At 73.1% G+C, this 24707-nt stretch carries 19 protein-coding genes; 11 read left to right on the top strand and 8 right to left on the bottom strand.

Annotated elements, in window-relative coordinates; all coding sequences use genetic code 11:
* Positions 1 to 8 precede the first annotated feature (8 nt).
* Genes D9C15_RS02765 through D9C15_RS02755 form a run of 3 tightly spaced genes read right to left on the bottom strand, consistent with a single transcriptional unit; the run spans position 9 to position 2937 of the window.
* A complete protein-coding gene (locus D9C15_RS02765; RefSeq protein WP_127995884.1) occupies positions 9 to 971 on the bottom strand; it encodes a Bug family tripartite tricarboxylate transporter substrate binding protein in 963 nt (320 codons plus the stop codon).
* A gap of 32 nt (positions 972 to 1003) precedes the next feature.
* Positions 1004 to 2023: a porin gene (locus D9C15_RS02760; RefSeq protein WP_127995883.1), complete on the bottom strand. Its 1020-nt coding sequence runs from the start codon at positions 2021 to 2023 to the stop codon at positions 1004 to 1006.
* Positions 2020 to 2937: an N-formylglutamate amidohydrolase gene (locus D9C15_RS02755; RefSeq protein WP_164886628.1), complete on the bottom strand. Its 918-nt coding sequence runs from the start codon at positions 2935 to 2937 to the stop codon at positions 2020 to 2022. Before D9C15_RS02755 ends, D9C15_RS02760 begins: the two co-directional genes overlap by 4 nt.
* Before the next feature lie 165 nt (positions 2938 to 3102).
* Here D9C15_RS02755 and D9C15_RS02750 point away from each other — a divergent pair, with 165 nt between their 5' ends.
* Complete coding sequence (locus D9C15_RS02750) at positions 3103 to 3855, top strand: IclR family transcriptional regulator (RefSeq protein WP_127995881.1); 753 nt, start codon at positions 3103 to 3105, stop codon at positions 3853 to 3855.
* Between the two features lie 22 nt (positions 3856 to 3877).
* On the opposite strand, the gene D9C15_RS02745 is transcribed toward D9C15_RS02750, so the two are convergent.
* Both D9C15_RS02745 and D9C15_RS02740 read right to left on the bottom strand, forming a co-directional pair.
* Positions 3878 to 4447, bottom strand: coding sequence for a restriction endonuclease (locus tag D9C15_RS02745; protein WP_127995880.1), 570 nt, complete (start codon positions 4445 to 4447; stop codon positions 3878 to 3880).
* 26 nt (positions 4448 to 4473) lie between these two features.
* Positions 4474 to 4842 (bottom strand): response regulator, encoded by a 369-nt coding sequence (locus D9C15_RS02740; RefSeq protein ID WP_164886627.1) that lies wholly within the window; start codon positions 4840 to 4842, stop codon positions 4474 to 4476.
* Between the two features lie 116 nt (positions 4843 to 4958).
* Between D9C15_RS02740 and D9C15_RS02735 the strand changes: the two genes are divergently transcribed.
* The gene (locus tag D9C15_RS02735; protein WP_127995878.1) at positions 4959 to 7178 is read left to right on the top strand and encodes an ATP-binding protein; all 2220 of its coding nucleotides are present in this window, start codon (positions 4959 to 4961) and stop codon (positions 7176 to 7178) included.
* Here the strand turns inward: D9C15_RS02735 and D9C15_RS02730 are convergent, their stop codons facing one another.
* Complete coding sequence (locus D9C15_RS02730; RefSeq protein WP_127995877.1) at positions 7179 to 7661, bottom strand: MarR family winged helix-turn-helix transcriptional regulator; 483 nt, start codon at positions 7659 to 7661, stop codon at positions 7179 to 7181.
* Positions 7658 to 9463 (bottom strand): sigma-54-dependent Fis family transcriptional regulator, encoded by a 1806-nt coding sequence (locus D9C15_RS02725; RefSeq protein ID WP_127995876.1) that lies wholly within the window; start codon positions 9461 to 9463, stop codon positions 7658 to 7660. The genes D9C15_RS02730 and D9C15_RS02725 overlap by 4 nt, the downstream gene beginning before the upstream one ends.
* Positions 9464 to 9703: 240 nt before the next feature.
* Between D9C15_RS02725 and D9C15_RS02720 the strand changes: the two genes are divergently transcribed.
* The 8 genes from D9C15_RS02720 (at position 9704) to D9C15_RS02685 (ending at position 20730) form a co-directional block, all read left to right on the top strand.
* Positions 9704 to 11170 (top strand): benzaldehyde dehydrogenase, encoded by a 1467-nt coding sequence (locus tag D9C15_RS02720; protein ID WP_127995875.1) that lies wholly within the window; start codon positions 9704 to 9706, stop codon positions 11168 to 11170.
* A gap of 14 nt (positions 11171 to 11184) precedes the next feature.
* Positions 11185 to 11952, top strand: coding sequence for a coniferyl-alcohol dehydrogenase (locus D9C15_RS02715; protein WP_127995874.1), 768 nt, complete (start codon positions 11185 to 11187; stop codon positions 11950 to 11952).
* A gap of 29 nt (positions 11953 to 11981) precedes the next feature.
* On the top strand, positions 11982 to 13718 hold the full coding sequence (locus tag D9C15_RS02710; protein ID WP_127995873.1) for a DUF1302 domain-containing protein: 1737 nt from the start codon (positions 11982 to 11984) through the stop codon (positions 13716 to 13718).
* A gap of 14 nt (positions 13719 to 13732) precedes the next feature.
* On the top strand, positions 13733 to 15088 hold the full coding sequence (locus tag D9C15_RS02705) for a DUF1329 domain-containing protein (RefSeq protein ID WP_127995872.1): 1356 nt from the start codon (positions 13733 to 13735) through the stop codon (positions 15086 to 15088).
* Positions 15088 to 16116 carry a WD40/YVTN/BNR-like repeat-containing protein gene (locus D9C15_RS02700; protein ID WP_127995871.1) on the top strand — a complete coding sequence of 343 codons (1029 nt, stop codon included), beginning with the start codon at positions 15088 to 15090 and terminating at the stop codon, positions 16114 to 16116. Before D9C15_RS02705 ends, D9C15_RS02700 begins: the two co-directional genes overlap by 1 nt.
* Before the next feature lie 152 nt (positions 16117 to 16268).
* Positions 16269 to 18686: an efflux RND transporter permease subunit gene (locus D9C15_RS02695; protein ID WP_127995870.1), complete on the top strand. Its 2418-nt coding sequence runs from the start codon at positions 16269 to 16271 to the stop codon at positions 18684 to 18686.
* Positions 18686 to 19777, top strand: coding sequence for an ABC transporter substrate-binding protein (locus D9C15_RS02690; RefSeq protein WP_127995869.1), 1092 nt, complete (start codon positions 18686 to 18688; stop codon positions 19775 to 19777). Before D9C15_RS02695 ends, D9C15_RS02690 begins: the two co-directional genes overlap by 1 nt.
* 20 nt (positions 19778 to 19797) lie before the next feature.
* Positions 19798 to 20730 carry an alpha/beta hydrolase gene (locus tag D9C15_RS02685; protein WP_127995868.1) on the top strand — a complete coding sequence of 311 codons (933 nt, stop codon included), beginning with the start codon at positions 19798 to 19800 and terminating at the stop codon, positions 20728 to 20730.
* Between the two features lies 1 nt (position 20731).
* Here the strand turns inward: D9C15_RS02685 and D9C15_RS02680 are convergent, their stop codons facing one another.
* Positions 20732 to 22966 (bottom strand): tetratricopeptide repeat protein, encoded by a 2235-nt coding sequence (locus tag D9C15_RS02680; RefSeq protein WP_164886626.1) that lies wholly within the window; start codon positions 22964 to 22966, stop codon positions 20732 to 20734.
* Between the two features lie 211 nt (positions 22967 to 23177).
* On the opposite strand from D9C15_RS02680, the gene D9C15_RS02675 reads away from it, so the two are divergent.
* Entirely contained in the window at positions 23178 to 24668 is a 1491-nt protein-coding gene (locus tag D9C15_RS02675; protein WP_127995866.1) for a clostripain-related cysteine peptidase, read from the top strand.
* Positions 24669 to 24707 lie beyond the last annotated feature (39 nt).

Here is a 24707-nt window from a genome sequence, read left to right as displayed (position 1 = left end):
GCGGCGAGTCACTCCTCGACCTGGAGCTTGCGTTCGCGCACCAGCGCGGCCCAGCGCTGCGAGTCCTGCGCCATGAACCGCGCCAGCTCCGCCGACGAGGCCGGGGCCGGCTCGTTGCCCTGGTCGGACAGCTGGCGCGCGACCTCCGGGTCGGCCAGCGCGCGCTGCAGGTCGCGGCTGATGCGCTGCACGATCTCCGGCGGCGTCGCGGCCGGTGCGAACAGCGCGTACCAGATCGTGTACTCGAAGCCGGGCACGCCGGCCTCGGCGATGGTCGGCAGCTCAGGCAGCGAGCGCGCGCGGTCCTTGCTCGCCACCGCCAGCGGCACGAGCCGGTTCGAGCGGATGTGCGTGAGCACGCTCGGGATCGCGTTGATGCCCAGCTGCACCTGCCCGCCCACCAGCTCGACCACCGACGGCGCGCCGCCCTTGTACGGCACGTGGACCATCTCGGTGCCCGTCATCGCCTGGAACAGCTCCATCGCGAGCTGGTTCGGGCTGCCGATGCCGCTGGAGCTGAAGTTCAGGTCGCCGGGCTTGCGCTTGGCCAGGGCGACCAGGTCGCGCACCGAGGCCACGCCGATCGACGGGTGCACGACGAGCACCGGCGGATTGGTGACCAGCCGGCCGACGGGCACGAAATCGCGTTGCGGGTGGTAGGGCAGCTTCGTGCGCATCAGCGGGCCGGTGACCATCTGCGAGCCGGCGGCCAGCAGCAGGTGGTGGCCGTCCGCCGGGGCCGCCGCGCCGGCCTTGATGGCCTGCACGCCGGCGCTGTTCTCCACCAGCACCTGGTGTGTCCAGTACTCGGTGAGCTTCTTGGCGACCACGCGCATCGCGGCATCGGCGGCACCGCCGGCCGGGAAGGGCACGAGCACCTTGACGGGCCGCTGCGGGAACTCGGCGGCCTGCGCGGGGCCCAGGGGACTGCCGAGCGCCAGGGCGAACAGGGTGGCGAGGATGGGCTTCATCACGAGGTTCTCCGGGAAGTATCGGTGCGGATTCAGAACACGTGCTTGATGCCGGCGCCGACGGCGCGCACACGCACGTCGGAGCGGGACGAGTCGACGCCGTCCGTGTCGGCGAAGGCCTGCAGCTCGGTGCGCTTGGACAGGGCGACCATCCACGCCGCCTGGGCGCGGCGGCGCGCGCCGGTGGGCGAGGCCTGCACGTCGCGACGCATCAGGTTCAGCACCAGCGTGTGGGCGCCGAGGCGCCACTCGGCGCCCAGCAGCGCGAAGCGCACCCGGCGGCGCGTGGTGGCCGTCGCCTCGTAGCGCTCCTGCCCGAGCAGCACGTAGGGCTCGATCGCCGCGACGGACAGGCGGGCGCCGGCCTGCCACTTGGCGTCGAACTCGTTGGGCTTCAGCCCGCCGGCGCGGTCGTCCTTGGCCACGGCCAGGCCGGCGATCCAGGTGTCGGAGCGGTGCAGCAGCCCGAGGTCCAGCGAGCGTGCATCGTCCTCCGCCTCGTCGGGCGTGCCGGCGCCGCGCAGATAGGCGCGGGCCATCAGCTCGGCACCGCCGAACGACGGGCTGCGGTAGCCGATCGCGTTGGACGTGCGGTTGCGCGCGTTCAGCATCGAGGTGCCGATGGCGGTGGCGCCGGCGTCGTTGGCGGCGAAGCTGGCGATCGCCGTGACCTGGGAGTACAGCGGCGAGCCGGTCGGGTTGCCCGAATCGAGCCGGCCGAGTGCGAGGCTGCCCCAGGGGCCGGCCAGCGCCACGTAGCTGTGGCGGTAGAGCGGATCGGTCTGTTCGCCGGTGTCGGCGGCGTAGCCCATCTCGAGCCCGAACTGCGCGCGCAGCCCGCCGCCCAGGTCCTCGCTGCCGCGGAAGGACAGGCGCGAGGCGTTGTCGCGCAGCTCGTACAGCGGCCCGGCGCTGCCCTTCTGCACGCGATTCGCGGTCTGCCGGATCTGGCCGCCGACCTGCACCTGCTGGGCCGCGGCCGGCCAGGCCGCGTACAGCGTGGACAGCAGGGTCAGCGCGGCCGCGGTCGGCCGGCCATGGGGAATCTTCATGGGTTCTCTCTCCTCGGGTTGGATGGGGGAAGGCAACGCGGCAGCAGCACACCGAGCTCGCCGTCCAGCGCCGCGGCCAGCTGGCGGGCGAAGCGGCCGAGATCGCGGACGAGCTGGCTGTAGCCGGCGTGGCGCACGACCCGCGCCTCGTCCATGTAGAGCGAGCGGCGGATCTCGATCTGCAGGCTGTGGCGGGCGGCCACCGGGCAGCCGTGCCGGCGCACCAGCTCGCCGCCCCGGTAGGGCGTGTTGATGCCGACGCTGTAGCCGGCCGCGCGCAAGGCATCGACCACCCAGCGGCGCAGCCGCGGATCGGCGGCGGCGCCGTCCAGGTCGCTGACGACGAGGTCCGGGCGCGCTGCGCCGCAGTCCTCGTTCATCGCGTTGCCGACCGACTTCATCGAGTGGCAGTCGATGTGCACGCACAGGCCGAAGGCGCGCTGTGCCGCCGCCACCAGCCCGGCCAGGCAGGCGTGGTAGGGGTCGTACCAGCGCTGCAGGCGCGCGCGCACGTCGGCGGCTGCCAGCGGCTGCGTGTACATCGGCACGCCCGGCAGCACGTCGCGCCGGATCAGGCCCATGCCGCGCCGCGAGGTCGCCGCCGGGGCCAGCGGCTCCGGCCAGGGCTGCGCGAGCATGGCCGGGTCGATGTCGTCGCGTGCCCGGTTGGCGTCGATGTAGGCCCGATGGAAGCGAGCCGAAAGCAGGGGCGCGGCGCCCGCCAGCGCCTCGGCCCAGATCTCGTCGACCCAGGCGTCCCAGCTGGTGTCGAGCTGGGACGGGGTGGCCGTGGTCGGCGTCCCACCGGCCGGCCAGGCGCGCCAGCTGTGCGGCGAATCGAACACCAGGGGCGATGCGCCGGGCGCGGGGCCGGCGAGGGCAAAGGCTTCGGCGTGGGGCAGGGTCGGCGGCATCGGGTGCGATGTATCGAACAATGAAACAGCGTAACGGATAACGAAACACTGTAGGGCAACTGGCGCTACCATGCAAGCGCTGCGCGACGCCGGCAGCCGGCGGTGCTCGCGCACAATCGCGGCCGCTGCGCAGCCCTTGCGCGGCCCGATGCCAGGACCTCGCCGATGGAATACACGGTCGCCGCAGTGCACGAAGCCTTGAGCGTGCTGATGCATGTCGCCCACGCGCCGGGCCTGGGTGTCACCGAGATCGCGCGCCGCTCGGGCAACACCAAGGCACGCGCCTTCAGGCTGCTCAGCACGCTCGAGCAGGCCGGCTTCGTGCAGCGCGGCGGTTCGGAGACGGACTACGTGCTCGGACCGATGGCGCTCGTGCTCGGGCTCGCCGCCCAGGAGCAGGTGAGCCTGGCGCGGCTGGGCCGCCGGCACCTGGAGGAACTCGGGCGCCGCTTCGACGAGAACGTGCAGATCCGCGTGCGCGACGGACTCGCCTCGGTGACCATTGCGAAGTGGGACTCCTCGCAGGGCGTGCGCGTGCACAGCGACGTCGGCGCCCGCCGCGCGCTGTACGCCGGTGCATCGGGCAAGCTGCTGCTGGCCTTTGCACCTGCCGCGCTGCAGGCGCAGGTGCTCGGCGGAGAGCTGGAGCGCTACACGGCGGCGACGCCCACGCAGCGGGCGCGCCTCGAGCGCGAACTCGAGCGCGTGCGCAGCCAGGGCCATGCCGTCTCGCGCGGCGAGGTGCTGGGCGGCGTCGTCGCCGCGGCGGTGCCGGTGCTGGACGCACACGCCCAGGTGGTCGCCGCGCTGGGCATGTCCATGCCGGAGAGCCGGGCACCGCAGGACCTCTCGGGCATCATCGCCGCGCTGACGGACAGCGCCCAGCGGCTCTCGCGCGAGCTCGGCTGGCCGGGTTGAAGAACCGGCGGCTCAGCGCCGGTCAACGCGCGGGCGGCAGCAACCCGCGCAAGGCCTGCGCCAGTTCGGCCGCCTGCCAGACGGCGATGCGCTGTGCGCGGGCATAGGCCGCGGCCTGCTCGCTGAACTCGCCCAGTCCGATGTAGAGCGCGTCCGCCGCCCCGGCCGCCTCGCGCGCGGACTGCAGCTCGCGCAGCGTGTCCAGCCCGGCGCGGGCCGATTTCCAGCGCCGCGCGCAGACGAGCATCTGCCGGCCCTTGCGTTCGAGCACGAAGTCGGCCGCGCCGTCGCGGCGCGTCACCTCGTGGCCGTCGCGCCGGAAGGCCTGCTCCAGCAGCTCGGCGAAGGCCGGCCAGGCGAGGGCGCGCAGCACCTGCCCGGTCTGCTCCACGCGCGCCGCGCTCGGCGCGTGGCGCTGGCGCCAGCCGGCCAGCACGGCGATCACCACGAAGGGCATGCCCATCAGCGCGCCGGCCAGCTTCCAGTCCGGCGGCAGCAGCGCCCAGGCGAGCAGGGCGATCAGCGCCGCGATGGCGGCACTGGCCCACCAGCGCGAACGCAGCAGGATCGCAAACAGCGAGTTCTCGGCCATGCGCAGCTTCATGGCCGCGCAGACTACTACGGGTCGACCAGCAGGGCGCGCAGGCCGGCCAGCGTGAAGGGCTTGGGGAGCACGCCGGCCGTCGGCAGCGACAGCGCCCGGGCTTCGGCGAGGGCCTCGTCGAGCTCGCTGCGGCCGGCGCCGCTGCAGATGATCACCCGGGCCCGGCAGCCGGCGCCGGCCACCGCACGCAGCACCTCGAGGCCGCTGGTGTCGGGCAGCGTCAGGTCGATCGCCAGGTGGCTCGGCGCCCAGGGCGCGAGCGCGGCGAGGAACTCCGCCGCTTCGGTGCACAGCCGCGACTCGCAGCCGGAGGCGCGTGCCGCCAGCAGCAGGATCTGGCCGACGGTGGGGTCGTCGTCCAGGATCAGCAGTCTGCGCTGCATCGTGCCTCCCGTGGTGTTGCCGGCTCGGACCGCACGTATCATCGCCGCGGCCGGCCGGGCCAGCATAACAAAGGCCGCGCCGTCCGACGAACCCTCGGGAGGGCCTCCGCCACGCCATGAGCATCCGCGCCCGGCTGCTGTTGATCGCCGCACTCGCGACGCTGGTCCCGGCGCTGCTGCTGCTGGCCCGCTTCGTTCAGGACCGCAGCGCGGCCGTGGCGGCAGACACGCAGCGCCTGGCCATGATCGCGCAGCGCACCGCCGAGGACCTGGACAACCGCATCCGCGGCACCGCCCAGCTGCACTACGGCCTGGCGCGCGCCGGCGACCTCGCCACCGAGGACCGCGCCGCGTGCTCGGCCTTCCTGTCGCAGGTGCGCGCGGCCTATCCGCAGTACACCGGCATCCTGACCATCCGCCCCGACGGCCGGCTGTTCTGCGACTCGCTGCAGACCGGCCGCGAGCTCGACCTGACCAACCGGGACTACTTCCGCCGCGCGCTGGTCACGCGCGAGCAGGTGGTGCTCGAGCCGACCTTCGGCCGCCTCACCGGCCTGGCGGTGATGCAGGTGGCCTACCCGGTGCGCGATGCGCAGGGCGCGCTGCGCTTCGTGCTGCTGGCCTCGCTGGACCTGCAGAAGGTGGCCAGCCTGGACGGCCTGTCGGTGCCCGGCGCGCGGCTCCTGATCGTCGACGCCAAGGGCGTGGTGCTGGCCGCGGCGCCGGCCGCGGTGCCGGGCATGAAGCCGGGCGAGGCGATCGCCGGCTCGCCGCTGTTCGACTTCGCCACCGCGCCCGGTGCGGCGCAGACCGCGCCCATCACGCTGGCCGACGGGCAGGACTTCCATTGGGCGCGCGCCGCGGGCCCGGTGCTGCAGCAGGCGCAGCTGCACGTGCTGGCCGGCGCGCCGAACACCAGCCTGGTCGCGGCGGCGGACCGCCGCTACGCGCAGGACGTCGCGCTGCTGGCCGGCATGGCGCTGGCGCTGTTCGCCTCGCTCGGGCTGCTGGCCGAGCTGGCGCTGCGGCGGCCGATCGCGCGCATGCAGGGCCTGGCGCAGCAGCTGAGCGCCGGCGAGCTCGGGGCGCGCATCGCGCCGCCGCTGCCCCGCGGCGAGCTCGGTGCGCTGATGGCGGCGCTGAACCAGGCCGCGCAGTCGCTGCAGGCGCAGCGCGAGGACATCTCCCAGCTCAACCAGCGCCTGCTGCAGTCGCAGCGCATGGAGGCGATCGGCCAGCTCACCGGCGGCGTGGCGCACGACTTCAACAACCTGCTGACGGTCGTGCTCGGCAACGCCGAGCTGCTGGCCGAGCAGAGCGCCGGCGACCCGCTGCGCGAGCCGCTGGCGCGCATGATCGTCGAGGCCGGCCAGCGCGGCGCGGCGCTGACGCAGCAGCTGCTCGCCTTCGCGCGCAAGCAGCCGCTCGCGCCCAGCGCGGTCGACGTCAACCAGCTCGTCGCCGGCATGGACGCGCTGCTGCGCCGCACGCTGGGCGAGCACATCGAGATCGAGCTGGTGCGCGGCGCCGGGCTGTGGACCGCGATGGTCGACCCGGCGCAGCTCGAGAGCGCGCTGCTGAACCTGTGCCTGAACGCACGCGACGCGATGCGCGGCGGCGGCCGGCTGACGCTGGAGACGGCCAATGCCGCGTTCGACGCCGACTACGCGCGCCAGCACCCGGACCTGGCCGCCGGCCAGTACGTGATGCTGGCCGTCTCCGACACCGGCAGCGGCATCCCGCCCGAGCTGCTGTCGCGTGTGTTCGAGCCCTTCTTCACCACCAAGGCCAAGGGCAAGGGCACCGGCCTCGGCCTGGCGATGGTGTACGGCTTCCTGAAGCAGTCCTCCGGCCACGTGACGATCTATTCCGAACCCGGCCACGGCACCACGGTCAAGCTGTACCTGCCGCGTGCGCATGGCGGCGCGCCGGCGGCCGACATGCCGGCCGGCGAGCCCTTGCAGCGCGGCGCGGCCGAGACGGTGCTGGTAGTCGAGGACGACGCGGCGGTGCGCCAGCTCGCCTGCCGCGAGCTGCGGGCGCTCGGCTACCAGGTGCTCGACGCCGACTCGGGCGCGGCGGCGCTGGTCGTCCTGCGGTCGGAACAGCCCATCGAGCTGCTGTTCACCGACGTCGTGATGCCCGGCGGCATGTCGGGCCGCGAGCTGGCCGACGCGGCGCGCACCTTGCGCCCGGGCCTGCGCGTGCTCTACACCTCGGGCTACACCGAGAACGCGATCGTGCACCACGGCCGGCTCGACCCGGGCGTGCAGCTGCTGCCCAAGCCCTACCGGCGTGCCGAGCTCGCGCGTGCGGTGCGCCAGGCGCTCGAGTGATCAGCGGCGCCGGCAGCGCGCCACCTTGTGCAGCAGCTCGACCAGCATGGCGCGCTCGGCCGGGCTGAGCGCCGCCAGCGTGGCCTGCTCGCCCTCGAGCAGATGCTCGACCGACTGGCGCGCCAGCATGGTGCCGGCGGGCGTGGTGCGGATGTGCTGGGCGCGCCGGTCGGTGGTGCTGCGCTCGCGCTCGATCAGGCCGCGCCGCTCGAGCTTGTCGATCCACATCGTGATGTTCGGCGGCGTCACGGCCAGCGCGTCGGCCAGCTGGCGCGCCGACACGCCGGGGTTCTCGTGCACCAGCGTCAGGATGGTGAATTCGACCGGGCGCAGCTCGGAGGGCTGGCCGACCCGCTCGCTGAACACGCGCGTGGTCGTGATGGCCGCCTGCGCGAGCTGGTAGCCGAGGATGCCGTGCAGGCCGGCCTCCGTCAGCCGGCCGTAGGGGGTCTGGTCGCGCGCGGCAGGGGTCTTGGCGTTCATGGCCCGATTCTCCTGCCGCGCCGGCGCGGTGGCGTGTCGCCGCGCTCGAGCCGGTAGGCCAGCTGCGCGCGGCTCAGCCCGAGCCGGCGCGCGGCCGCCGAGAGGTTGCCGCCGGCCGCGGCCACCGCCTCGCGCAGCAGGCGCTGTTCGATCTCCGGCAGCGGCGTGCCGCTGCCCACGTGCTGCTGCAGCAGCTCCAGCAGCGGGGCGGGGGCCTGCTCGCCGGGTCGCAGCGTGCCCTGCGCGCCGATCGCCAGCAGGCTCTCGTGCGAGAGCTGCTCGCGGCGGAACATGTGCACCACGTCGATCGCCGCGCCGTCCTCGGCCGAGATCACGCCGCGCTCGATCAGGTTCTGCAGCTCGCGGATGTTGCCCGGGAAGGCGTAGTGCAGCATCGCGCGCACCGCGCGGGTGGTGAAGCCGGTCGGGCTGCGCCCGTGGCGGCGCGACTCGAGCTGCAGGAAGTGGTTCATCAGCAGCGGCACGTCGTCGCGCCGCTCGCGCAGCGGCGGCAGGTGGATCGGGAACACGTTGAGCCGGTAGAACAGGTCCTCGCGGAAGCGCCCGGCACGCACCTCGGCCTGCAGGTCGACGTTGGTCGCCGCGACGACCCGCACGTCCACCTTGATCGTGCGCGTGCCGCCCACGCGCTCGATCTCGCCCTCCTGCAGCGCGCGCAGCAGCTTGCCCTGGCTGACCAGGCTGAGCGTGCCGATCTCGTCGAGGAACAGCGTGCCGCCGTCGGCGCGCTCGAAGCGGCCGGCGCGCGACTGGCTCGCGCCGGTGAACGCGCCGCGCTCCACGCCGAACAGCTCCGACTCGATCAGCGTCTCGGGGATGGCGGCGCAGTTCACGGCCACGAAGGGCTTGTCCGCGCGCATGCCGATGCGGTGCAGACGCCGCGCGAAGGCCTCCTTGCCGACGCCCGACTCGCCGGTGAACAGCACGGTGGCCGCGGTGCGCGCAACGCGGTCGAGCTGGTGGCAGGCCGAGTTGAAGGCCGACGAGGCGCCGACGATCTCGTGCCGGTCCTGTCCCTCGCCCTTGCGCGCGCGCCGCGCCGGCGCCGCCACGGCCGCGGCGGCCGGCGCAGCCGCCGGCAGGCTGCGGAAGTCGCGCGCCTGCAGGTAGCGCAGGTCCTCGGCGATGTCGCCCCAGGCGGCGGCGTGGCGGCCGATCACGCGGCACACGTTCGCGCCCATCGAGCGGCACTCGACCTCGCGGAAGATCACCATCTGGCCGAACAGCGTGGTCACGTAGCCGGTCGCGTAACCCACCTGCCCCCAGCAGGCGGCTTCCGTGCCCAGGCCGTAGGCGGCGATGTGCTCGTCGTCCTCGCTGGAGTGTTCCCACAGGAACTCGCCGTCGTAGATGCCGCGGTCGAGGTCGAACTCGAAGCGCAGCGGCACCACCTTCACCACGCCCTCGAGCGCGTGCAGCTTGGTGCCGGCCATGAACACGTTGCCGATGTCGCTGTCGGGCCAGCGTTCGCGCACCAGCTGCGCGTCGCGCGCGCCGGAGACGTAGCCGGCGCGCGTCAGCAGCCCGCGGGCGCGCTCCAGGCCGAGCGTGTCGATCAGCTCGCGGCGCAGGTGGCCCATCGCCGAGCTGTGCCACAGCAGCATGCGCTGGTCGTTCAGCCAGATCCGGCCGTCGCCGGGCGAGAAGAACAGCGATTCGGTCAGGTCCGCCAGCGTCGGGCGCTCCTGCTCCTTGAAGTGCGCGCTGTCGGCGCGGCGCAGCATCGTGCCGGTCTGGCGGGCCACTTCGGCGAGTGAGATGCGTTCGGTGGGGCGTGTCATCAATTGATGAGTATTGACAGAAGTCAGCCCGATTCTTTGCTTATTTGGTGAAGCACGGGGGTTCGGGGTAACCCTGAGACGCGGCGCAGCATCGGGCCTCCGGGAAAGCCCGGAGAAACCGCCCGCGCCACCTCGGCGCGGCGTGTGCCGCCGCAGCGCGGCAGGGCGCGCCGGCGCGGCCGCGTGGCACATGCGTTGCGCTGGAGGGGCCGTGCGGAACCGATTCCGCCCGGAGCCCCGATGAGCACGACCCCCCCCTTCCTCGACCACGCGCTGTGGCGCGAACACCTCTACAGCGGCGGCTGGCGCGCCGCCTCCGCGACGCTCGACGTGCGCGAGCCCGCCACCGGCACGACGCTGACGCGCACCGGCGCGGCCAGCCCGGCGGACGTGGCCACCGCGGCCGCGGCCGCGCGGGCGGCGCAGCCGTCCTGGGCCGCGACCGCGCCGCGCGAGCGCGCCGAACTGTTCCACCGCGTCGCCGCGCTGCTGCAGCAGCACTTCGACGAACTCGCGCTCTACGTCACCCGCGAGACCGGCGCGATCCTGCCCAAGGGCCAGCACGAGATCCGCGAGGCGATCGCGTTCTGCCGCGTCGCCGCGGCCATGCCGCTGCAGGCGCAGGGCCAGCTGCTGCCCGCGGCGCCCGGCAAGCTCAGCCTCGCGCGGCGCGTGCCGCTGGGCACGGTGGGCGTGATCTCGCCGTTCAACTTCCCGCTCATCCTGACGCTGCGCGTGGTCGCGCCGGCGCTCGCGGTGGGCAACGCGGTGATCGTCAAGCCGGATCCGCGCACGCCCGTCTCCGGCGGCCTGCTGATCGCCAATCTGTTCGAGGAAGCCGGCCTGCCGGCCGGCGTGCTGCACGTGCTGCCCGGCGGCGTGGAGGTCGGCGAGGCGCTGGTCGACGAGCCGGCGGTGCCGATGATCTCCTTCACCGGCTCGGCCGCCGCCGGGCGGCGCATCGGCGAGCGCGCCGGGCGGCTGCTGAAGAAGGTCTCGCTCGAGCTCGGCGGCAGCAACGCGCTGATCGTGCTCGAGGATGCGGACGTCGCGCTCGCGGCCAGCAACATCGCCTGGGGCGCCTGGCTGCACCAGGGCCAGATCTGCATGGCGAGCAACCGCGTGCTGGTGCACGAGAGCCTGCTGCCGGCGATCGCGGAGGCGCTGGTCGCCAAGGCCACCCACCTGCCGGTGGGCGACGGTGCGACGGGTCAGGTCGCGCTCGGGCCGATCATCGACGAGCGCCAGCGCGACCGCGTGCACGCCGCGGTGACCGAGAGCGTGAAGGCCGGCGCGCAGCTGCTGGCCGGCGGCACCTACGAGGGCCTGTTCTACAAGGCCACCGTGCTGTCCGGCGTGCAGCCCGGCATGAAGGTGTTCGAGGACGAGACCTTCGGCCCGGTGGTCAACCTCGTCAGCTTCAAGACCGACGACGAGGCGGTGGCGCTGGCCAACGCCGGCGCCGGCGGCCTCGCGGCGGGTGTGCTCTCGGCCTCGGTCGGCCGCGCGCTGGCGGTGGCGCAGCGCCTGAAGGCCGGCATGGTGCACGTCAACGACCAGACCGTGAACGACGACGCCGTCAACCCCTTCGGCGGCCCTGGCATCGCGGGCAACGGCCATGCGCATGGCGGGCCGGGCGACTGGGAGTGCTTCACCGCCTGGCAGTGGCTGACGGTCAAGGACGCGCCCACGCCCTTCCCCTTCTGAACCCTCGAGGACCCATGAAACTGCAAGGCAAGACCATCGTCGTCACCGGCATCGGCTCGGGCATCGGCGCCGAGACGGCACGCTGCCTGCGCGCCGCCGGCGCGCGCGTGATCGGCATCGACCGGCAGGAACCGGTCATCTCGCTGGACGGCTTCGTCAAGGCGGACCTCTCCGAGCAGGTCGCCATCGACGCGGCGGTCAAGCAGCTGCCCACCCACATCGATGCCCTGGCCAACATCGCCGGCGTGCCCGGCACCGCGCCGGTGGATGCGGTGGCGCGGGTCAACTACCTCGGCCTGCGCCACCTGACGCTGAAGCTGCTCGACCGCATGGGCGAGGGCGGCGCGGTCGTCAACGTCGCCTCGATCCTCGGCGCGGAGTGGCCGCAGCGCCTGGCGCTGCACCGCGCGCTGGCCGAGACCGGCGGCTTCGAGGCCGGGCTGGCCTGGATCGCCAAGCACCCCGTGCCGCAGGCCACCTGCTACCAGTACTTCAAGGAAGCGCTGATCGTCTGGACGCTGACGCAGTCGCAGAAGATCTTCCTCGGCCGCGGCGTGCGCATGAACTGCGTCGCGCCCGGCCCGGTGTTCACGCCCATCCTCGGCGACTTCGTCTCGATGCTCGGCGAGGAACGGGTGCAGCGCGACGCCCACCGCATGAAGCGCCCCGCACTGGCCGACGAGGTGGCGCCGGTGATCGCCTTCCTGTGCGCCGACGAGTCGCGCTGGATCAGCGGCGCGAACGTCCCGGTCGACGGCGGACTCGCCTCGACCTACGTCTGAACGACCCCCACGACCACCAGGAGACACCCATGACCCACCACCGCCATGCGCTGGCCGTGGCCGCCGCGCTCGCGCTGCCGGCCGCGCATGCCTTCGACATTCCGCTGCCCGACCCGGAGATGAAGCTGCGCCTGGACCTGACGCCCAAGTACAGCGCGGGCTACCGCCTGAAGGACCCGTCGGCCGCGCTGACGCGGCTGGACGTGGCCGTCGACCCCGGCACCGCGAACGAGGACGACGGCGACCACAACTTCAACAAGGGCCTGATCTCGAGCCGCTTCGACCTGTTCGCCGAGGCGGACCTGAGCACGCGGAACTTCGGCGCGCGCCTGAGCGGCAACACCTGGCGCGACAGCGTCTACCTGCACGGCAACGACTACGCCGGCACGCCGCTGTATGCCGGCGGGGTGCCGCTCGGCCCGGTGGTCTCCACCGCCAACAACCTGCCGGGCCAGGCGCCCAACGAGTTCCTCGCCGCCACGCGCAAGCAGCACGGCCAGGGCAGCGAACTGCTCGACGCCTTCGTCTACGCCAAGGGCGAGATCGCCGGCATGCGCGGCACCGTGCGGCTGGGCAAGCACACGCTGCAGTGGGGCGAGAGCCTGTTCTTCGGCCAGAACGGCATCGCCAACGCGCAGGGGCCGGTGGACATCGCGAAGATCGTCTCGGTGCCGGGCTGGCAGTTCAAGGAGGTGCTGCTGCCGGTCGAGCAGATCTCCGGCTCGCTGCAGCTGGCCGAGGGCATCTCGCTCGGTGCTTACTACCAGTTGAAGTGGCGCCCGAGCAAGATCCCGGGCGTCGGCAGCTACTTCTCGAACCAGGACTACGTCGGCACCGGCGTCGTCAACTTCGGGCAGGACACGAACGGCAACCCGATCCTGCTCGCCTACGACCAGCGTGCCAACAACAAGCCGAAGGATTCCGGCCAGGGCGGCGTGCAGCTTCGCCTGCGCCCGGGCGACGGCGACTACGAGTTCGGCCTGTACGCCGCGCAGTACCACGACAAGACGCCCTCGGCGCCGGTGTTCGACTTCGTCAACGGCAACGTGCACATCGCCTACGCGGAGAACATCCGCACCTTCGGCGCGAGCGTCACCTCGTCGATCGGCCAGCTGAACTGGGCGCTGGAAGGCTCGGTGCGCACGAATGCGCCGCTGAACGGCGACCCCGCCGTGCTCGGCCTCGGACCCATCCTCGCCTGCAGCAACAAGTCCTCGGACCCCTGCTACCCGGTCGGCCGCACCGCGCACCTGAACCTCTCGGGCATCTACGTGCTGCAGCCGGGCCCGCTGTGGGGCGGCGGCGCGATCGTCGGCGAGCTGGCCTACAACCGGGTGCTGAAGGTCACGAAGGACATCTTCGCCATCGGCCCGGGCGGCACGAACGTCGGCCTGGGCGGGGTGGACCCGAACACCACCAAGGGGGCCTGGGCCTTCCGCATGATCGTCGAGCCGCAGTACTTCCAGGTGCTGACGGGGCTGGACCTGTCGGTGCCGGTCGCGCTGGGCTGGAACTTCGGCGGCCGCTCGCAGGCCATCGCCAACTTCGCCGGCGGCGCCAGCGATGCGGGCGACCTGAGCATCGGCATCAAGGGCAAGTACCAGAACGACTGGAACGTCGCGCTCAGCGTGACCGAGTACTTCGGCAAGGCGAAGACCTTCACCGAGACGCTCGTGCCCGGCGCCGGCAGCCCGCGCCAGCTCACCTTCGGCCAGACGCTCAAGGACCGCTCCTACGTGTCCTTCAGCCTGTCGCGCACCTTCTGAATCAGGAGTCCGCCATGAACCGCAAGCAAATCGTCGCGGCGACCCTCGCCGCCATGCTGGCCACGCCCGCGGCGTGGGCTGCCGTCAGCGCCGAGGAGGCCGCCAAGCTCAAGACCACCCTGACGCCGATGGGCGCCGAGCGCGCCGGCAACAAGGACGGCACCATCCCCGCGTGGGAGGGTGGCGTCACCAAGGCCGATCCGTCCTGGAAACCGGGCGAGCCGCGCCCGGATCCCTTCGCCGCCGACAAGCCGCTGTTCTCGATCGATGCCAAGAACATGGCGCAGCACGAAGGCAAGCTCTCCGACGGCGTGAAGGCGCTGATGAAGAAGCAGCCCGGCTTCCGCATCGACGTCTACCCGAGCCGGCGCAGCGCCGCGGCGCCGCAGTACGTCTACGACAACACCTTCAGGAACGCGACGCGCGCCAAGCTGGTCGACGACGGCCACGGCACCGAGGGCGCCTACGGCGGCGTGCCCTTCCCGATCCCGAAAGACGCCTACGAGGTGTTCCAGAACCACCGCCTGGCCTGGACCGGCCAGTCGGTCCAGGCGCAGATCCGCGTCTGGGTCGTCACCGCTGACGGCCGGCGTGCGATGGCCTCGGGCGGCGTGCAGAGCCTGAACAAGCTGTACTACGACCCGGCCGGCAGCCTGGAGAAGTTCGAGGGCTTCTACAGCCTGGGCAAGTTCGCCGTCACCGAACCCGGCTCCAAGGCCGGCGAGGCGATCCTGGCGCACGACTCGATCAACGCGAGCAAGCCGCGCGGGCTGTGGCAGTACCTGGTCGGCCAGCGCCGCGTGCGCAAGGCGCCGTCGGTGGGCTACGACACGCCGGACTCGGTCACCAGCGGCATCGGCCTGTTCGACGAGGCCTTCAACCTGTTCGGCCCGATCGACAAGCACCAGCTCAAGCTCGTCGGCAAGCGCGAGCTCTACATCCCCTACAACAACAACCGCGCCGCCGCGGCCAAGGTGGCCGACCTGGTGACGCCGGGCACGCTGAACCCGGGCCTGGTGCGCTGGGAGCTGCACCGCGTGTGGGAGGTGGAGGCCACGCTGGCCGAGGGCAAGCGCCATGTCGTCGCCAAGCGCAAGTACTACATCGACGAGGACAGCTGGCAGATCATCCTGTTCGACGGCTGGGACGCCAAGGGCGAGCTCTGGCGCACCAACTTCACGTTGACGCTGCTGGCGCCCGACCTGCCGGCGGTGGTGGGCAACATGCTGTGGGGCGGCTACGACCTGCAGACCGGCGCCTACTACCTGAACATGGCCGGCAACGAGCTGCCCATGCAGTACAAGCCGGTGCCGCCGCTGCCGAAGAGCTTCTTCAGCCCGGAAGAGCTGGCCAACGAAGGGGCACGCTGATGCGCGTGGTGCAGGCGATGCTCGCTGCGGCATTGACGCTGCCGGCAGTTGCCGCCGAGCCGCCAGCGGTGCTGCGCGAGGCCGCGGTGGCGAGCCCCAAGGCGCTCGGTGCCGCGACGCTCGCGGTGGCCCGCGCCGGCACGCGCCTGGTCGCGGCCGGCGAACGCGGCACCGTGCTGCTCTCCGACGATGCCGGCACGAGCTGGCGCCAGGCGACGGTGCCGGTGCAGGTGAGCCTGACCGCGCTGCGCTTCGTCGACGCGCGCACCGGCTGGGCCGCCGGCCACCTCGGCACGATCCTGAAGACCGAGGACGGCGGCGAGACCTGGACGCTGCAGTTCGACGGCCTGCGCGCCGCCGCCGCCTGGGCCGAGGCGCTCGCCGCTGGCGACGAACGTGCGCAGCGCCTGGGCCAGCGCCTGGCCGAGGAAGGGCCGGACAAGCCTTTCTTCGACATCGAGTTCGTCGACACGCAGCGCGGCGTCGCGGTCGGCGCCTACGGCCTGGCCTTCGCCACGGCCGACGGCGGCCGCACCTGGAACACGCTGGCAACGGCGCTGCCGAATCCGAAGAGCCTGCACCTCTACGCGGTGCGTGCGCAGCAGGGCAGGCTCTTCATCGCCGGCGAGCAGGGCCTGCTGCTGCGCTCGGACGATGGCGGCGCCAGCTTCGCCGCGCTGGACTCGCCCTACAAGGGCAGCTTCTTCGGCCTGCTCGCCGCGCGCTCGGGCACTCTGCTCGCCTACGGCCTGCGCGGCAACGCCTTCCGCAGCGCCGACCTCGGCGCGAGCTGGCAGAAGATCGAGACCGGCACCCCGGTGTCGATCAGCGCCGCGGCCGAACTCGACGGCGGCGCGCTCGCGCTGCTGACCCAGGCCGGCGAACTGCTCGCCAGCCGCGACGACGGCCGCAGCTTCACGCGCGGCGGCCCCGGTGCCGCCGTGCCCGCGGCCGGCCTCGCCGCCACTGCCGACGGCCAGCTCGCCGTCGCCAGCCTGCGCGGCATGCGCCGCATCACGCTGCCCTAGACATGAATCCCCCCCGGAGCGCCTTCGGCGCACCCCCCCAGGGGGGCGCCGCCAGCAGACCGGCAAAGCCGGATCCGCGGCGGCCGCTCGGCCCGGCCGGGACGCCGAGCCGAGCGTGGTGCGTCGTCACCACCGACAACTGAGAACTTCTCATGCACGCCGATACCTCGCTCGACGCCCAGCCCGTCGTCGCCCGCCTCGAAGACTTCGACACCCGCTCGGGCTCGCTGCTCGAGCGCGCGTTCTTCAACCACCGCGTCTGGGTGCTGCTGCTGTGCGGGCTGATCACCGCGCTGCTCGCCTGGCAGGCGCTGACGCTGCGCCTGAACGCGAGCTTCGAGAAGACGATCCCCGCGCAGCACCCCTACATCGCCAACTACCTGTCCAACAAGGCCAACCTCTCCGGCCAGGGCAATGCGCTGCGCATCGCCGTCGCGACCACCGACGAGTCGATCTTCGACAAGGACTACCTCGACACGCTGCGCAAGCTCAACGACGAGATCTACCTGCTGCCCGGCGTGGACCGCCCGTTCATGAAGTCGCTGTGGACCAGCAACACACGCTGGATCGCGGTGAACGAGGAGGGCCTGGAAGGCGACACGGTGATGGGCGACAGCTACGACGGCTCGGCCGCCGCGCTCGCCGCGGTGCGCGCCAACGTCGAGCGCTCGGGCGAGATCGGCCAGCTCGTCGCCGCGGACTTCAAGTCCAGCGTGATCTTCGTGCCGCTGCTGGACAAGAACCCGCAGACCGGCGCCGCGCTCGACTACGGCGAGCTCGGGCGCCAGCTCGAGGCGCTGCGCGCCAAGTACCAGAGCGACCAGGTCCGCATCCACGTCACTGGCTTCGCCAAGGTGATGGGCGACCTGATCGAGGGCATGCGCCAGGTGCTAGGCTTCTTCGGGGTCGCGCTGGCGATCTGTGCCGCGGTGCTGTGGGGCTACACCCGCTGCCCGCGCTCGACCGCGCTGGTGGTGGCGTGTTCGCTGGTCGCGGTGGTGTGGCAGTTCGGCCTGCTCGCGCTGCTGGGCTACCAGCTCGACCCGTACTCGGTGCTGGTGCCCTTCCTCGTGTTCGCGATCGGCATGAGCCACGGCGCGCAGAAGATGAACGGCATCATGCAGGACATCGGCCGCGGCACGCACCGCGTGGTGGCCGCGCGCTACACCTTCCGGCGCCTGTTCGTCGCCGGGCTGACCGCGCTGCTGTGCGATGCGGTGGGCTTCGCGGTGCTGGCGCTGATCCGCATCGAGGTGATCCAGGACCTGGCCGCGGTGGCGAGCATCGGCGTGGCGGTGCTGATCTTCACGAACCTGGTGCTGCTGCCGGTGCTGCTGTCCTACGTCGGCGTCAGCCCGCACGCGGCGCAGCGCAGCCTGCGGCTGGAGGCCGCGGAAGTCGCCGGACACGCGGGAGCCCAGCGCGCCGGGCTGTGGCGCGCGCTCGACCACTTCACGCGCCGCGGCCCGGCGCTCGCGGCGCTCGGCATCGGCGCGCTGCTGGCGGTGGCCGGCTACGCGGTGAGCCTGAAGCTGCAGATCGGCGACCTGGACCGCGGCGCGCCCGAGCTGCGCGCCGACTCGCGCTACAACCGCGACAACGACTTCCTGGCGCGCAACTACGCCGCCAGCGCGGACATCCTGGTCGTGATGGTGGCCACGCCCGAGGACCAGTGCACGCGCTACGACACGCTGGCGCGGGTCGACCGCCTGGCCTGGCGGCTCGAGCAGCTGCCCGGCGTGGAGGCGACGCACTCGATGGCGGCACTCTCCAAGCTCGCGATGGTGGGCTACAACGAGGGCCAGCTGAAGTGGTTCGAGCTGATCCCCAACGCCGCGGCGCTGGGCGGCGTGCAGGCACGCGCGCCGCGCGAGCTGTTCAACCAGGGCTGCTCGTTCCTCTCGCTGTACGTCTACCTGCAGGACCACAAGGCGGCGACGCTGACGCGCGTGGTCGACGAGGTGGAGTCGTTCATCGCGGTCAACAAGGTGGACGACGAGCGCTTCATGCTCGCCGCCGGCAGCGCCGGCATCGCCGCGGCGACCAACATCGTCGTGCAGCAGGCGATGCGCGAGATGCTGCTGTGGGTCTACGGCGCGGTGATCGTGCTGTGCTTCGTCACCTTCCGCTCCTGGCGCGCGGTGGTCTGCGCGGTGCTGCCGCTGGTGCTCACCTCGATCCTGTGCGAGGCGCTGATGGTGGGCCTGGGCCTGGGCGTGAAGGTGGCGACGCTGCCGGTCATCGCGCTCGGCGTGGGCATCGGCGTCGACTACGCGCTCTACGTGCTGTCGGTGATGCTGGTGCGGCTGAAGGCCGGCGACGACCTCTCCGCGGCCTACCACCACGCGCTGCAGTTCACCGGCCGCGTGGTGCTGCTGACCGGCCTGACGCTGGCGCTGGCGGTCGGCACCTGGGCCTTCTCGCCCATCAAGTTCCAGGCCGACATGGGCATCCTGCTCGCCTTCATGTTCGTCTGGAACATGGTCGGCGCGCTGGTGCTGCTGCCGGCGCTGGCCTACCTGCTGCTGCGCCCGGCGGCGCGCCGGCAGGCGGTGCTGCAGGCGGCGTGATGCGTGCGGCGCTGCTGCTGGCGCTGGCCTGCGTGGCCGCCGGGGCGCAGGCCGCCGAGGCGCCGCCGTTGCTGATCGGCCAATCGCTGCCGCTGAGCGGCCCGGCCTTCCCGATCGCCAACCGGGTGCAGGCCGGCGCGCGGGCGCTGATCGAACGGGTCAACGCGGCCGGCGGCATCCACGGCCGGCGCCTCGAGCTGCTGACGCTCGACGACGGCGGGGATGTGCAGCGCCTGGGCGCCAACCTGCGCAGCCTGGTGCGCGAGCGCGGCGTGCTCGCGGTCGTCAACTGCCTCGGCGAGAGGGCCTGCGCCGCTGCCGCGTCGGCGACGCAGGCGCTCGGCGTGCCGCTGCTCGGTCCGTTCTCCGGTGCGGCCGCGCCGCGCCATGTCTTCAGCCTGCGTCCGGACGACCGCAGCGCGGCGCAGGCGCTGGTGAGCCAGCTCAGGGCCATCGGCGTCACCCGGCTGGCCTGGCTGGCCGACGGCGACGAGCCGGCCCGCGAGGCGGCGCTGGCGCAGGCGCTCGGCGAGGGTGGCCTGCAGGCGTCGCGCATCGAGATCGCGCCGCGGGCCGAGGCGCTCGCCGCCGCCTGGCCGGCCGTCGAGAAGGCGCAGCCGCAGGCGCTGCTGCTGAGCCTCGGCCCGGCGACGCTGGACCTGATCGGCCGCTCCGACCTGGCGGGCCGCCGCGAACTGCCCGCCACCGTCGCGACCCTGTCCTCGGCCACCCTCACGCAGGCGACGCGGCTGTTCCGCGGCAAGGTGATCGGCTTCACCAGCGTCGTGCCGATCCCCGAGATCTCGCAGCTGCCGCTGGTGCGCGAGTTCGAGCGCGATGCCGACCTGTACGTGGGTGCCGAGGCCTTCAGCTTCGAGGGCCTGGCCTCTTACCTGCACCTGCGCGTGCTCGCCGAGGCGCTGCGGCGTGCCGGTGCCCGGCCCGACGCGGCGCGCCTGGCCGACGCCATCGAAGGCCTCGGCACGCTCGACCTGGGCGGCTGGCGCGTGCGCTTCGCGCCCGACAGCCGCCAGGGCTCGGACCGCATCGAGATCGGCCTGCGCGCCCGCGACGGCAAGCTCAGGCGCTGACTTTCATCCCCGGAGAACCCATGCTCGACCACCAGCTCCAGGCCATCGTCGACCAGGCCCGCACCAGCGGCGCGCCCGACCTGGCCGACCTGCCGCTGCACGCGGCGCGTGCCGTGTACCGCCAGATCCTCGCCGCTGCCGACGGCCCGGTCGCCGACGTCGAGGTGCACGACATCCACGAACGCAGCGCGGACACGAACCTCACGCTGCGCGCCTACCTGCCGCGCGCGGCCGGGCCGCATCCGGTGGTCGTGTACCTGCATGGCGGCGGCTACGTGCTGGGCGACATCGACGGCTACGACAGCGTCTGCCGCCGCCTGTGCGCGGACGGCGGCTTCGTGGTCGCGAGCCTCGCCTACCGCCAGCCGCCCGAACATGCCTGGCCGGCGCCGTTCGAGGATGCGCTGGCCGGTGTGCGGTGGGTGGCGCGCCATGCCGGGCGCATCGGCGCCGATGCCACGCGGCTCGCGCTGGCGGGCGACAGCGCCGGGGCGGTGCTCGCCACCAGCGTCGCCCGGCGCCTGCGCGACGCCGGCGGCCCGGCGCTGCGCGGCCAGGCGCTGCTGTACCCGCCCGCGGCCGGCAACCACCCGGGCGACTATCCGTCGCGCGAGCGCCATGCCGACGGCCCGACGCTGACCCGGCGCACGATGGACTTCTTCAGCCGCCACGCCTTCGGGCCCGCGGGGGTGGCGCCGGACGAGGACGGTGCGCCGCTGCGCGCGGCCGACCTGCGCGGCCTGCCGCCCACGCTGCTGCAGCTCGCCGCGCATGACCCGCTGCGCGACGAAGGCCTGGCCTACGCGCAGGCGCTGCAACGCGCCGGCAACGCGGTGACGCTGGTCGAGTACCACGGCCTGGCGCACGGCTACCTCAGCATGGGCGGCGCGGTGGCCGCGGCACGCCTGGCGCAGCGCCAGCTGGCGGACTGGCTGGGGATGGTGCTCGACTGAATCAACCGGCGTCGGCCAGCCGGTAGCTCGTGCCCGGCCCGCGGCCGGACTGGCGCAGCAGCCCGCGGGTCACCAGCAGCCCGAGCTGCTTGGAGGCCGTGGTGGCGCCCACGGCGGCGAGCCGCGCGTACTGGCTGCGGCCGAGCATGCCCTCGCGCAGCAGGTGGGCGAGCACGGCGGCCCGCGCCGCATCGTCGAGCAGGTCGGCGGCGCTGCGGCGCCAGGCCTGCGCGAGGCGCTCCTCGCGGCTTTGCGAGCGCTGGAAGATCTCGCCCAGCCGCTCGAACGAGGCTCGGAAGCGCTGCTCCAGGCCGTGCCGCTGCACCACCGCCGCGGCCGCCTCGCGTTCCTTCACGCAGGCCGCGAGGTAGGCCGCGGCAATGCTCAGGTGCGCGCTCGCCTGCTCGTGCGGCGCCAGCGGCAGCGCCAGCGCCGCACGCTGCCGCTGCACCGCCAGCAGCTCGGGGAAGTGGGCCGCGAACTCCCCCGGCAGCAGGCGGTCGTAGCGGTCGCTCCCGCTCGGCCCGAGGATGTCGCGCTTCAGGCGGCGCGTCGCCTCGGCCGGCGCCGCATCGCCCTCGGGCGGCCAGGTGGCCAGCGCCGCGGCGGTGTGGGCGTCGCCCTGCAGCTCGTCGTCGGGCCGGCCGAGCGCCTGGAAGCGGCGGTAGAAGGCCTCGGCCAGGTTGTAGTGGGCCCGCCCGACCACCACCACCAGAGCGGCGTCGAGCGCGATGCGCAGTGCCTGCTCGTAGTGGGCGATGGCCGGGTCCCAGCGGTTCTGCCAGTAGTACGCGGCGCCGAGGTTCAGGTGCGTGGAGGCCACGATCTCGGGCTCGACCGGCTCGCTGCGCGCCATCTCGAGCACATGCTGCGAACACTCGATGGCGCGCCCGAAGTCCTTCGCCTCGCCGTGGATCAGGGCGAGGTTGCAGTAGGCCTTCACCACGCCGAGCCGGTCGCCCAGGCGCTGGTAGCAGTGCAGCGCGCGGTACTTGTGCAGCAGCGCCTCCTGGAGCTGCCCGCTGCGGCGCCAGAACTCGCCCCAGGTCTGCGCCAGCATGGCCTGCGTCTCGAGCGCGCGCGGGCCGCGGTCCTGCAGGGCCTGCGCGCGTTGCAGCAGCGGCTCGGCGCGCCCGTCGTTGCGCAGCAGGTGCCACCAGGCCAGGCGCACCAGGGTGTTGGCGCATTCGTCCAGCAGCGCCGGATCGCTCACCCCCTCGGGCACGCCGGCCTGGCGCAGGAACTCGGCGCTGTCCTGGAAGCAGGCGTAGGCGCGTTCCGGGTTGCGCGCCTCGTGGAAGCGGCCCAGTGCGCCGTAGGCCCGACCCAGCAGCAGCGGCTCGCCGGCCAGGTGGGCCAGGCGCAGCGCCAGTTCGGCGGCCCGGCGCTCGCCGGCCACGTCGCCGCGTGCGCGCTGCAGCGCGGCCTCGGCCAGCGCGAGCTGCGCCCGTTCGGGCGGCGCCAGCGGCAGGGTGCCGGCCTGCAGCAGCAGGACCTCGAGATCGGCGTCCTCGTGCAGGCCGGCGGCCAGCCGCTGCAGGCCCGCCGCGAATGCCGCGCCGTCGCCGGCGTGCAGCAGGTGCCACAGGGTGGCCAGCCCGTCCGGGCCGGCGAGCGTGTGTTCGGCCTGCCGCCGGTGCCAGTCGGCACGCGCCTGCGGCGTCGCCAGGCCGACCAGGCCGTACACCTCGTGCTGCAGCGCACGCAGGCGCGCCAGCCGGGCGCCCCCATCGAGCGGCCGGTGCAGAGCCTCGTCGAGCAGGCGGCGGCCGCGCTCGATGCTGCGGTACACGGTGCTCGGGGCCACGTCCCACAGCCCGCACAGCTGCTCGGCCGGTGTCTCGCGCGGCCCGGCGCGGTAACGCGCCGGCAGCTTCGCCACGCGCAGCACACCGTGATGGCAGGCCAGCGCGAGCAGCGGTCGCCAGTCCGCCGCCGGCGCGAGCCAGGCCGCCTCGGGCAGCGCATCCAGCCCGGGCTGCCGGTCCGGCCGCAGGCCCGCCAGCAGCGCACGCAACAGCAGCTGCCAGGGTGCGGCGGCGGCGGGATCGTGCGGCAGCGCATCGCCGGCCACCGCCCACAGCGGCCGCAGCAGCCGGCGTGCATACCCCCGGGCCAGGCGCGGATGGGCCTGCAGCAACGCGGCCACCGTGCCGGCGCGCTGGGCCGCGAGCAAGGCGTCGGTGAGCGGCGCGAGCAGCGCCCCCGGGGTGGCCGCCGTCGGGGCCGGCTTCAAGCTAGGGGCGCGGGAAACACTCGCTCTTCGCATCATTCGCCGATCGACCGCCACGGGGCACGAGGCTCGCGGCGCTCGCGCGTGGATTTGCAAGGACGCCGCATCTTAGTGTGCGGCCGCGGGCCGGGACCGCGTTTCCCGAGTGCCGGCCGGGCGGGCGGCACCGGGGTCGGCCTGCGTTGCCCCCGCCCTCCTTCGTGGAGCGATTCCCATGGCCCTGGCCCAATTGACATCCACCCGATCGACGGCGGTGCCCACCGACGGCGTCACGCTGCTGGTCTATGCCCCGTACGGTACCGACCTCGAGCTGACCGGCTACCCCGGCGACGCCCGCACCACGGTCTCGCAGCACCCGCTGGTCGCCAACCTGGCGCGGGTGGCGGCCTGCGGCGTGCACGTGTTCGCGCTGGTCGACCTGGTCGACGAGGGCACCTGCCTGGTCGAGTTCCGCGCCAACCGGCGCACCCCGAGCTTCACCACGCGCTGGAAGCAGCAGATGGAGGCGATGCAGCCGCTGCGCGGACTGATCCGCTACGCGTGCGAGAAGCGCCCCGGCACGCGGCTCGTGCTGGGGCTCGAGGGCCACGGCGCCGGCTACCTGCCGGAGATCGACCTGAACGTGCTGACCGCCGAGCAGGTGACCAACCATGGCGAGTACGAGTGGCACATGGGCCAGGAGTCGAGCGCGCCGGTGCTGCCGATGGGGTCGCCCGTGCTGCCGATGGGCTCGCCGGTGCTGCCGATGGGCTCGCCGGTGCTGCCGACCAGCCGCGTGCCGCTGTCCACCTGGGCGCTCGGGCAGGCGATCCGCGACGGCCTGAAGGACGAGACCGATCGCCTCGGCGTGCTGCTGTTCAACAACTGCTTCAACATGTCGGTGGAAGTGCTGCACACGGTGGCGCCGCTGGCCGAGTTCGCCGGCGGATTCGCGAACTACAACTTCTTCACCGCGGGCGAGGCTTATGCGCTGGCCTTCGAGGCGCTGAAGGCCGCCGGCGGACGGGCCGACACGCAGCAGCTCGCCACCTGGCTGGTGCAGGCCAACGGGGTCGTGCTGCGCGCCAAGTCGCACCATCCGACGGTGGGCTCGGTGATCAAGCTCAGCCGCCTGCCGCTGATCGTGCGCCGGCTCGACGCGCTCGCCAAGGCGCTGATCCGGGCGCTCACCTCCGGCGACAAGCAGCACCACGTCGACGTGGCCCTGAAGATCCGCGAGGCCATCCGCGGCGCGCAGCAGTACGACACGCACCTGCCGGTGCGGCTGGAGGCGCCCGACGAACTCACCGACCTCGGCAGCTTCGCGACCGTGCTGAGCAACTTCCCCGAGAACGCGGCCGAGGTGCAGCCTGCCGCGCAGGCGCTCGCGCGCGCGCTCAAGGGCATCAAGGTCTACGGCGACAGCGGCAACCCCTGGATGGCGCCCGAGGTGCACTGGGACTTCTCGCGCGCCGAGCTGTCGATGAACGTGTTCCTGCCCGACCCCGGCCTGCATGGCCTGTGGGACTGGCGCGCGCCGTTCTACCTGCAGCCCGATGCCGACACGCGCGTGCCGGCGGTGCAGCCGCACGTGATCGACTTCCTGAAGAAGACCGCGTGGGTGGACTTCATCATCGAGTACCACCGCCACCAGCCGTTCAAGGGCCTGCGCCCGGCGCGCATCCCCGGGTGCCCGCGCTTCGACCGGGCCCAGCCGCCGGTCTGAGCTGACGACCACCCCCTGCGCGCTGCGCGCGCCCCCGCG

This window comes from Piscinibacter defluvii (assembly GCF_004011805.1).
Taxonomy (GTDB): domain Bacteria; phylum Pseudomonadota; class Gammaproteobacteria; order Burkholderiales; family Burkholderiaceae_C; genus Piscinibacter; species Piscinibacter defluvii.
This window is presented reverse-complemented; position numbering and strand designations above follow the sequence as displayed.

Coding starts and splice junctions, on each gene's coding strand:
- D9C15_RS02740 (WP_164886627.1), bottom strand. CDS start 4,842: ATGCAGCGCAGACTGCTGATCCTGGACGACGACCCCACCGTCGGCCAG.
- D9C15_RS02735 (WP_127995878.1), top strand. CDS start 4,959: ATGAGCATCCGCGCCCGGCTGCTGTTGATCGCCGCACTCGCGACGCTG.
- D9C15_RS02695 (WP_127995870.1), top strand. CDS start 16,269: ATGCACGCCGATACCTCGCTCGACGCCCAGCCCGTCGTCGCCCGCCTC.
- D9C15_RS02690 (WP_127995869.1), top strand. CDS start 18,686: ATGCGTGCGGCGCTGCTGCTGGCGCTGGCCTGCGTGGCCGCCGGGGCG.
- D9C15_RS02730 (WP_127995877.1), bottom strand. CDS start 7,661: ATGAACGCCAAGACCCCTGCCGCGCGCGACCAGACCCCCTACGGCCGG.
- D9C15_RS02675 (WP_127995866.1), top strand. CDS start 23,178: ATGGCCCTGGCCCAATTGACATCCACCCGATCGACGGCGGTGCCCACC.
- D9C15_RS02710 (WP_127995873.1), top strand. CDS start 11,982: ATGACCCACCACCGCCATGCGCTGGCCGTGGCCGCCGCGCTCGCGCTG.
- D9C15_RS02750 (WP_127995881.1), top strand. CDS start 3,103: ATGGAATACACGGTCGCCGCAGTGCACGAAGCCTTGAGCGTGCTGATG.
- D9C15_RS02760 (WP_127995883.1), bottom strand. CDS start 2,023: ATGAAGATTCCCCATGGCCGGCCGACCGCGGCCGCGCTGACCCTGCTG.
- D9C15_RS02745 (WP_127995880.1), bottom strand. CDS start 4,447: ATGGCCGAGAACTCGCTGTTTGCGATCCTGCTGCGTTCGCGCTGGTGG.
- D9C15_RS02755 (WP_164886628.1), bottom strand. CDS start 2,937: ATGCCGCCGACCCTGCCCCACGCCGAAGCCTTTGCCCTCGCCGGCCCC.
- D9C15_RS02705 (WP_127995872.1), top strand. CDS start 13,733: ATGAACCGCAAGCAAATCGTCGCGGCGACCCTCGCCGCCATGCTGGCC.
- D9C15_RS02725 (WP_127995876.1), bottom strand. CDS start 9,463: ATGACACGCCCCACCGAACGCATCTCACTCGCCGAAGTGGCCCGCCAG.
- D9C15_RS02700 (WP_127995871.1), top strand. CDS start 15,088: ATGCGCGTGGTGCAGGCGATGCTCGCTGCGGCATTGACGCTGCCGGCA.
- D9C15_RS02685 (WP_127995868.1), top strand. CDS start 19,798: ATGCTCGACCACCAGCTCCAGGCCATCGTCGACCAGGCCCGCACCAGC.
- D9C15_RS02765 (WP_127995884.1), bottom strand. CDS start 971: ATGAAGCCCATCCTCGCCACCCTGTTCGCCCTGGCGCTCGGCAGTCCC.
- D9C15_RS02715 (WP_127995874.1), top strand. CDS start 11,185: ATGAAACTGCAAGGCAAGACCATCGTCGTCACCGGCATCGGCTCGGGC.
- D9C15_RS02720 (WP_127995875.1), top strand. CDS start 9,704: ATGAGCACGACCCCCCCCTTCCTCGACCACGCGCTGTGGCGCGAACAC.